Consider the following 1,551-nt stretch of genomic DNA (forward strand, 5'->3'; position numbering starts at 1 on the left):
CTCGACGGACAATAATGAAAAACAGGAAGCAACAGGGACAGCTTCGCTAGTCAATCAATCCATGCAATTTCGTTCAATTATTCGAATCGTCGGGCTTTTGCTCGCGCTTTTTAGTGTCACCATGTTGGCACCCGCACTGGTTGCGCTTCTTTATCGAGACGGCGCTGGTGTACCTTTTGTCACGACTTTTTTTGTGCTGCTTTTTTGTGGAGCGATGTGTTGGTTTCCTAACCGTCGGCATAAACATGAGCTCAAATCACGTGATGGCTTTCTTATTGTTGTTCTTTTCTGGACGGTTTTGGGCAGCGCGGGTTCGCTTCCATTTTTAATCGCAGATAATCCCAACATTTCTGTGACTGACGCTTTTTTTGAATCCTTCTCTGCTTTAACTACGACAGGGGCGACCGTTATTGTCGGACTTGACGAGTTACCTAAAGCGATTTTGTTCTACCGCCAATTTCTACAATGGTTTGGTGGGATGGGGATCATCGTACTTGCGGTCGCTATTTTGCCAGTGTTGGGCATCGGTGGGATGCAGTTGTACCGCGCAGAAATTCCGGGTCCAGTGAAAGATACCAAAATGACCCCGCGCATAGCCGAGACAGCAAAAGCGCTGTGGTACATCTATTTAAGCCTGACAATCGCTTGTGCGGTTGCTTTTTGGCTCGCGGGCATGACGCCGTTTGATGCCATCAGCCACAGCTTCTCTACCATTGCGATTGGTGGCTTCTCAACTCACGATGCCAGCATGGGCTACTTCGACAGTTATGCGATTAACCTGATTACCGTGGTGTTCTTGCTGATCTCTGCTTGTAACTTCACTCTGCACTTTGCGGCATTTGCCTCTGGTGGGGTTCATCCTAAGTATTATTGGAAAGACCCAGAGTTCCGCGCATTCATCTTTATTCAGGTGTTACTGTTTTTGGTTTGCTTCTTACTACTATTGAAGCACCACTCTTACACATCACCTTATGATGCGTTTGACCAAGCATTGTTCCAAACTGTCTCAATCTCGACAACCGCAGGTTTCACCACAACCGGTTTTGCAGATTGGCCATTGTTCTTGCCAGTGCTGTTACTGTTCTCCTCTTTTATAGGAGGATGCGCAGGTTCGACCGGTGGTGGTATGAAAGTGATCCGCATTTTGCTTCTTACCTTACAAGGTGCGCGTGAGCTTAAACGTCTAGTTCACCCAAGAGCGGTGTACACCATCAAAGTCGGAGGTAGTGCACTACCGCAACGTGTGGTCGATGCTGTATGGGGATTCTTCTCAGCATACGCGTTAGTGTTTGTGGTTTGTATGTTGGGTTTGATTGCAACAGGCATGGATGAGTTAAGTGCATTCTCTGCCGTAGCAGCGACACTCAACAACCTTGGCCCTGGATTGGGCGAAGTCGCACTTCACTTTGGTGATGTAAACGACAAAGCGAAATGGGTGCTGATCGTCTCCATGCTATTTGGTCGTCTGGAAATATTTACCTTACTTATTCTACTTACGCCGACGTTTTGGCGTAGCTAAGGGGAAATCGTGGCAAAAGCATTATTTCTATA

Annotated in this window: 1 protein-coding gene; it reads left to right on the forward strand. The window is 47.3% G+C overall.

Annotation, left to right across the window (positions count from 1 at the left end; translation table 11 throughout):
- Positions 1–61 precede the first annotated feature (61 nt).
- Positions 62–1,519, forward strand: a complete 1,458-nt coding sequence (locus R8269_RS24085) for a TrkH family potassium uptake protein (protein ID WP_005465049.1) — start codon at positions 62–64, stop codon at positions 1,517–1,519.
- Positions 1,520–1,551 lie beyond the last annotated feature (32 nt).

The organism is Vibrio sp. Vb0667, from assembly GCF_033391095.1.